Raw genomic sequence first — 6,656 nt, forward strand, 5'->3', positions numbered from 1 at the left:
CATGAAACTCACCGTGGTCGGCGGAGGGTCGACCTACACCCCCGAACTCGTCGACGGCTTCGCCCGGCTCAGGGACACCCTGCCCGTCGAGGAACTCGTCCTCGTCGACCCGGCCGCCGAGCGCCTGGAGCTCGTCGGGGGCCTGGCCCGCCGGATCTTCGCCCGGCAGGGCCACCCCGGCCGGATCGTCACCACCTCCGACCTGGACGCGGGCGTGGAGGGCGCCGACGCCGTGCTCCTCCAGCTGCGCGTCGGCGGCCAGGCGGCCCGCGAACAGGACGAGACCTGGCCGCTGGAGTGCGGCTGCGTCGGACAGGAGACGACCGGCGCGGGCGGCCTGGCCAAGGCACTGCGCACGGTCCCGGTGGTCCTGGACATCGCCGAGCGGGTCCGCCGCACCAACCCGGACGCGTGGATCATCGACTTCACCAACCCGGTCGGCATCGTGACGCGCGCCCTGCTCCAGGCCGGCCACAAGGCCGTCGGCCTGTGCAACGTGGCGATCGGCTTCCAGCGGAAGTTCGCCGCGCTGCTCGGGGTCTCCGCCACCGATGTGCATCTCGACCATGTGGGCCTCAACCACCTCACCTGGGAGACCGGTGTGCGCCTGGGCGGTCCCGCGGGCGACGACGTCCTGCCCCGGCTGCTCGCCGAGCACGGCGACGCCGTCGCCGCGGACCTGCGGCTGCCCCTCTCCCTGGTCGAGCGCCTGGGCGTCGTCCCCTCGTACTACCTGCGCTACTTCTACGCGCACGACGAGGTCGTCCGGGAGCTGCGCACCAAGCCCTCCCGCGCCGCCGAGGTGGCGCAGATGGAGCGGCAGCTGCTCACCATGTACGGCGACCCGGCGCTCGACGAGAAGCCGGAGCTGCTGGCGAAGCGGGGCGGCGCCTACTACTCCGAGGCGGCCGTCGACCTCGCCGCCGCGCTGCTCGGCGGGGGCGGCAGCCCCTACCAGGTGGTGAACACGTACAACCGGGGAACCCTGCCGTTCCTGCCCGACGACGCCGTGATCGAGGTGCAGGCGGCGGTCGGCGCCAAGGGGGCCGCCCCGCTGCCCGTGGCGTCCGTGGACCCGCTCCACTCGGGTCTCATGGCGAACGTGACCGCGTACGAGGATCTGGCCCTGGACGCCGCCCTGCGCGGCGGGCGCGACCGGGTCTTCCGGGCGCTGCTCGCGCACCCCCTGGTCGGCCAGTACGCCCTGGCCGACGCCCTGACCGACCAGCTGATCGCGCACAACCGGGAGCACCTCGCGTGGGCATGACCTCGACGGAAACCGGTGCCGGGACGGCCGCCGGGTCCGGCCCCGCGGACACCGGGCCCGGCCCCGCGGGTCTCGTGCTGGCCATCGACGCGGGGAACAGCAAGACCGACGTCGCCGTGGTGGCCGCGGACGGCACGGTGGCGGGCACCGCGCGCGGGGGCGGGTTCCGGCCCCCCGCCGTCGGCGTCGAGACGGCGGTGGACGCCGTCGCCGACGCCGTGCGGCGGGCCTTCGACGCGGCCGGCGTCACCTCGGTCGCCCATGTCTCGGCCTGCCTCGCCAACGCCGATCTGCCGGTGGAGGAGGAGCAGTTGGCGGCCGCGCTGCACGCACGCGCGTGGGGCGCGGGAGTGGAGGTCCGCAACGACACCTTCGCGGTGCTGCGGGCCGGGATCGCCGAGCCGCGCGGTGTCGCCGTGGTCTGCGGGGCCGGCATCAACTGTGTCGGCATGCGGCCCGACGGCCGCACCGCCCGCTTCCCCGCCATCGGCCGCATCTCCGGCGACTGGGGCGGCGGCTGGGGTCTGGCGGAGGAGGCCCTGTGGCACGCGGCACGGGCCGAGGACGGCCGGGGCGGGGACACCGCCCTGGCCCGCACCCTGCCCGCGCACTTCGGCCTGGGCACCATGTACGCGCTCATCGAGGCGCTGCACCTGGAGCACATCCCGAACGCGCGGCGCCACGAACTGACCCCGGTCCTGTTCGCCACGGCGGCGGACGGCGACCCGGTGGCCCGCGCGATCGTCGACCGGCTCGCGGACGAGGTGGTCGCGATGGCGACGGTGGCCCTGGACCGCCTCGGTCTGCTCGCCGAGGAGACCCCGGTCCTCCTCGGCGGCAGCATCCTCGCCGCCCGTCATCCCCGGCTCGACGACCGGGTGCGCGAACTCCTGGCCGTCCGCGCCCCCAAGGCGGTGCCCCGGGTGGTCACCGCGCCGCCGGTCCTCGGCGCGGCGCTCCTGGGCCTGGACCGCGTCCGGGCCGCGGGCGAGGTCCACGCGCGCGTACGGGCGTTCTACGAGCGGGGCTGAGGAGGCCCGCGGGTCCCGGGTGCCGGGGGCGGCGCCCGGGACCCCGGGACCGTCCATGACCTGGCACGAAGGGGCGGGAACCAAACGGATCCGGAACACGTGTTCATGAGAAGGGGGGTGGCACGGGGGAATCGTGCTGCGTCGTGATCCGAACAAGATCCAGGCAAGGCCTGTGCGGATGCCGGTAAGGGCGGCGATACTTGCCGCCGTGCACGTACTCCGGCCGGCCGTGTCCACCGCGACCGCGGTGAGCGCGAACGGGCGGATGACCATGGGGGAGGTCGACAGTGACACACCCGCCGAAGGGCAGCGCGGCGCCACCGGGGCAGGGCGCACCCACGATGCCGGCCGTCCCGGCCCAGTCCGGGTCTCCCCGGCCGCCGGGCGGATCCCCCGCGCCCCAGGGCGGGTTCGGTGCCCCGCCGGGTTCACCCCCGGCTCCCGCCGCGGCCCCGCGGCGCACGGCGTGGGCGGAGGGTGTGGACCGGCTGCGCGCCGCGGCGACGACGGAGCCGGGGCGGCTGCGGATCATCGGCGCCCTTCTCGCCCTGCTGGTCGTCACGTTCGGCGCGATCACCGCCTGGCAGATGACGGAGCGCGCGGCCGCCGCGGACAACGTGCTGCACGGCAGCCAGCCGCTGAGCGCGAGCGCCGCGGACATCTACCGCTCGCTCGCCGACGCCAACACCGCCGCCTCCAGCGGCTTCCTGGCGGGTGGTCAGGAGTCGCAGGAGACCCGCGACCGCTACGAGAAGGACATCAGGACCGCGGCCGCGAAGCTGATCACCGCGGCCAACAGCTCGGAGCCGGGCTCCCCTTCGGCCAGGACCATCTCCCAGCTCAACGAGCTGCTGCCCGAGTACAAGGGCCTCGTCGAGCGGGCCCGCGCCAACAACCGGCAGGGCTACCCGCTGGGCGGCGCCTATCTGCGGTACGCGAACGACACGATGCAGAACGAGATGCTCCCGAAGGCCGAGCAGCTCTACCAGCGTGAGAACCAGCGGCTGAACGCCGACTACGCCGACGCGAAGCCCTACCCGTGGGCCGCGATCGCCCTCGGACTCGTCGCGCTCGGCGTCCTCGCCTGGGCCCAGCGGCGCAACTACCTGCGGACGAACCGGGTGCTGAACCGGGGCATGGCCGCGGCCACGGCGGCGTCCCTGGCCGTGCTGCTGTGGCTCACCGTCGGCCACACCCTCGCCCGGTCCGGGCTGAACGAGTCGTACGACCACGGGGTCCGCTCCCTGAACGTGCTGCACGACGCGCAGATCGCCTCCCTGAAGGCGCGGGGCAACGAGAACCTCACCCTGGTCAGCCGGGGCGCTGAGACGAAGACCCTGGCCGACAAGAGCACCGTCGACCTGTACGACTACGACTTCGACCAGGACATGAAGACGCTCACCAAGGGCCTCGCCATGGCGGCGGACCTCGCGAACGACCGGTCGGGCGAGAAGCCCGTCGAGAACGCGAACGCCGCCATGGAGGTCTGGAAGCAGCGTCACGCCGAGGCCCGCAAGGCCGACAACGACGGCGACTACCAGCTCGCACTGGACCGGGTCATCGGCTCCGCCGACAAGAAGCCCACGGGTGAGTGCTTCGACGTCGTCGACGAGAACCTGACCACGGCGCTGAAGCACGAGGACGGCGAGTTCCAGCGGGCGGCGAACGACGGCCTGGGCGCCATGACCGGCCTCCCGGTCGGCGCCGCGGTCCTCGCCGTGCTGGCCGCCGCGGGCGCCCTGCTCGGCGTCGGCCGCAGGCTTTCGGAGTACCGGTGAGAGGGGGAGCGGCGATGATCGCACGACGCCTGAGGGCGAGCCTGAAGGGCTGGGGCGGCGTGGGCGCGATGGCGCTCGCCTGCGCCACGGCGCTCGTCCTCGCGCTGCTGCTGCCGAACTCCGCGCACGGGGACGGCGGCACGCGTACCGGCGGACAGGGCGTGGCCCGGGGCACCCAGGCCAGAGCCGAACAGTGCACACACCCGGAGAACCTGAGCCTGCCCCCGTCGAGCGCGGACGGGGCGACGATCGACGCCATCAAGAACCGCAAGGACCGGCGGCTGATCGTCGGCGTCGACCAGAACAGCTACCGCTGGGGCTACCGCGACCCGAACAACCCCGAGGCCGGCAGCAACCTGGAGGGCTTCGACATCGACCTGGTCCACGCGATCGCCAAGGACATCCTCGGCGACCCGGACGCCGTCCAGTTCAAGGCGATTCCCACCAGCCAGCGCATCCCCGCGATCCAGGGCGGCACCGTCGACATGGTGGTGCGCACCATGTCGATCACCTGTGAGCGTCTCGACCAGGTCGCGTTCTCCGCGCCCTACTTCAAGACCGGCCAGCAGGTGCTGGCCCCGGTGAGCTCCGACATCACGGGCTACGACAAGAGCCTGGCCGGCAAGAGGATCTGCTCGGCGGCCAAGTCCACCGCGAACGACCGTCTGACGGCGGACCGGAAGTCGGGCGGGCTCGCCCCCTCCGCCGTCGTCCTGCCGCCCGTGCCCAACCAGCTGGACTGCCTGGTGCGCCTCCAGCTCGGCGAGGCCGACGCGGTGGTGACCGACGGGGCGCTGGCCGCGAGCCAGGCCGCCCAGGACCCCTCGGTGGCGCTCAAGGGCGGCACCTTCACCACCGAGTACTACGGCGTGGCGATGAAGAAGGGGGCGGACGACCTGGTGCGCCGGGTCAACCGCATCCTCGCCGACTACCGCAAGGACGGCTGGCGCCAGTCGTACGCCACCTGGCTCGCTCCGACCCTCGGTCCCCACTCCCCCTCGGAGGACCCGCCGGTCGCCCAGTACAAGCAAACGACCTGATACGACTGGAGAGTTGCCCGGCCGCACACCGAGCCGCCGGGAACGCACGAGAACGAGAGGTGATCGATGGGCGTCACGGGACCCCCCGGGCCGGTGATGGACCGGGACGAGGCGGACCGTGCGCTGGCGCGCCTCGGCGCGGAGCACGAGGCCATCGAGACCTCGCTCCTCGCCCTGCAGGACCACGCGGGCCGCAGACTCCTGGAGGGCGCCGAGCTCACCGGCTCGACCAAGGAGCGCTGGGCGTCCGCGGAGGCGTCGATCACCTTGCTGTGGGCGTACTTCGACGCGTACGCGGACGCGCTGCGCTCCGCGCGCGAGATCCGCTCCCGCAGACGCTGGTCCAGCCGTGAGGACCTGGTCGAACTGACCGAGCTGCTGCGCGGTTCGGGCATCACGGTCGCCGGGTCCGCCACGGCCACCGCGAACGCGCCGACCCTGGCCGGCACCGGCAAGCTCAGCGAGCGGTTCTCGCTGGCCGGCCTGGTGGACCGGATGAACGAGTTGTACGCCGCCTCGCTCGACATGGTGGTGACCGCGGACGCCGTGTGGTCCGCGCTGCCCGCCCGGATAGATTTACTGGCCGCGGAGCTCCAGCGCACCCGGGCGCTCGCGCACTCCGTCGGCGTGCGCCCCGGCGAGCACCCCTCGGGCGACGACCTGGAGCGCATCACCCGGACCCTGACCGCCCTGCGCGAGCGCGTGGTCTCCGACCCGCTCGCCTTCTGGGTTCCCGCGCAGGGGAGTTCGGCCCCGGGCGGCGGCCGTCCGGACACGACGGCGTACGACCGTGAGGCGCGTGCCCTGGAGGACGTGCGCCGGGAGATCGACGCGGTCCTGACGGTGCGCCAGGACGCCGAGGCGCGGCTGGTGAAGCTGCGGGACGTGCTCAGCCGCGCGGACCGCACGCTCGCCGAGGCGCGCAGTGCCCGCGGCGAGGTCCTCGCGAAGATCGCCGCGTCCGAGGTGCCGGCCGTCAGCGGTCCGCCGACGGCGCTCCAGGAGCAGTTGGCGACGGCCGCGGAGTACCGCAGGCACGCTCAGTGGCACCGCCTCTCGCCGCTCCTGGAGGCGCTGGAGGAGAAGGCGGAGGACGAACTCCTGCGCGCCCGCGAGTCGTTGACGGCGGTCACCCAGCCGCTGGCGGTCCGCGCGGAGCTGCGCGGCCGCCTGGACGCGTACAAGGCGAAGGTCGCCCGGCTCGGCTTCGCCGAGGACCCGTTCCTCGTGGAGCGCTACGACGCGGCCCGGCGCATGCTGTGGAGCGCTCCCTGTGATCTGCGGGTGGCGGAGGAGGCGGTCCTGCGCTACCAGCGGGCGGCGGCCGAGTTGCTGAGCCCGCAGGTGCCGGAGCAGGGCGGTCCTCATGACCGTGCGGACCGGAGGGGGCCCGACGCGTGAGCGTTGAAGGGATGCGGTGTGAGCGAGCAGCCGGTGAGTGAGCGGACCTGCGACCGGCCCGGTTGCGAGGGGTCGTACGAGGACATGGGCGGAGGCGAGCTGTACTGCGACACCTGCGGACTCGCCCCCGCCGCACCGT

Annotated in this window: 5 protein-coding genes; all 5 read left to right on the forward strand. The window is 73.7% G+C overall.

What is annotated here, in order from left to right; genetic code table 11:
* Position 1: 1 nt before the first annotated feature.
* Positions 2-1,267: a 6-phospho-beta-glucosidase gene (locus ACFYYF_RS24990; RefSeq protein WP_361683731.1), complete on the forward strand. Its 1,266-nt coding sequence runs from the start codon at positions 2-4 to the stop codon at positions 1,265-1,267.
* Positions 1,264-2,298, forward strand: a complete 1,035-nt coding sequence (locus ACFYYF_RS24995) for an N-acetylglucosamine kinase (protein WP_388779330.1) — start codon at positions 1,264-1,266, stop codon at positions 2,296-2,298. The genes ACFYYF_RS24990 and ACFYYF_RS24995 overlap by 4 nt, the downstream gene beginning before the upstream one ends.
* Before the next feature lie 287 nt (positions 2,299-2,585).
* Positions 2,586-4,076, forward strand: coding sequence for a proline-rich domain-containing protein (locus ACFYYF_RS25000; protein ID WP_388779333.1), 1,491 nt, complete (start codon positions 2,586-2,588; stop codon positions 4,074-4,076).
* A 14-nt stretch (positions 4,077-4,090) separates the two neighbouring features.
* Positions 4,091-5,116: a glutamate ABC transporter substrate-binding protein gene (locus ACFYYF_RS25005; protein ID WP_388779336.1), complete on the forward strand. Its 1,026-nt coding sequence runs from the start codon at positions 4,091-4,093 to the stop codon at positions 5,114-5,116.
* A gap of 66 nt (positions 5,117-5,182) precedes the next feature.
* Positions 5,183-6,517, forward strand: a complete 1,335-nt coding sequence (locus ACFYYF_RS25010) for a hypothetical protein (RefSeq protein ID WP_388779339.1) — start codon at positions 5,183-5,185, stop codon at positions 6,515-6,517.
* The last annotated feature ends 139 nt before the right edge of the window (positions 6,518-6,656 follow it).

Origin of the sequence: Streptomyces sp. NPDC001914, assembly GCF_042891215.1 — a bacterium.
Lineage (GTDB): Bacteria > Actinomycetota > Actinomycetes > Streptomycetales > Streptomycetaceae > Streptomyces.

Bases quoted from the DNA above. Each gene is read 5' to 3' on its own strand.
- ACFYYF_RS24990 (WP_361683731.1), top strand. From the start codon at position 2: ATGAAACTCACCGTGGTCGGCGGAGGGTCGACCTACACCCCCGAACTC.
- ACFYYF_RS24995 (WP_388779330.1), top strand. From the start codon at position 1,264: ATGACCTCGACGGAAACCGGTGCCGGGACGGCCGCCGGGTCCGGCCCC.
- ACFYYF_RS25005 (WP_388779336.1), top strand. From the start codon at position 4,091: ATGATCGCACGACGCCTGAGGGCGAGCCTGAAGGGCTGGGGCGGCGTG.
- ACFYYF_RS25010 (WP_388779339.1), top strand. From the start codon at position 5,183: ATGGGCGTCACGGGACCCCCCGGGCCGGTGATGGACCGGGACGAGGCG.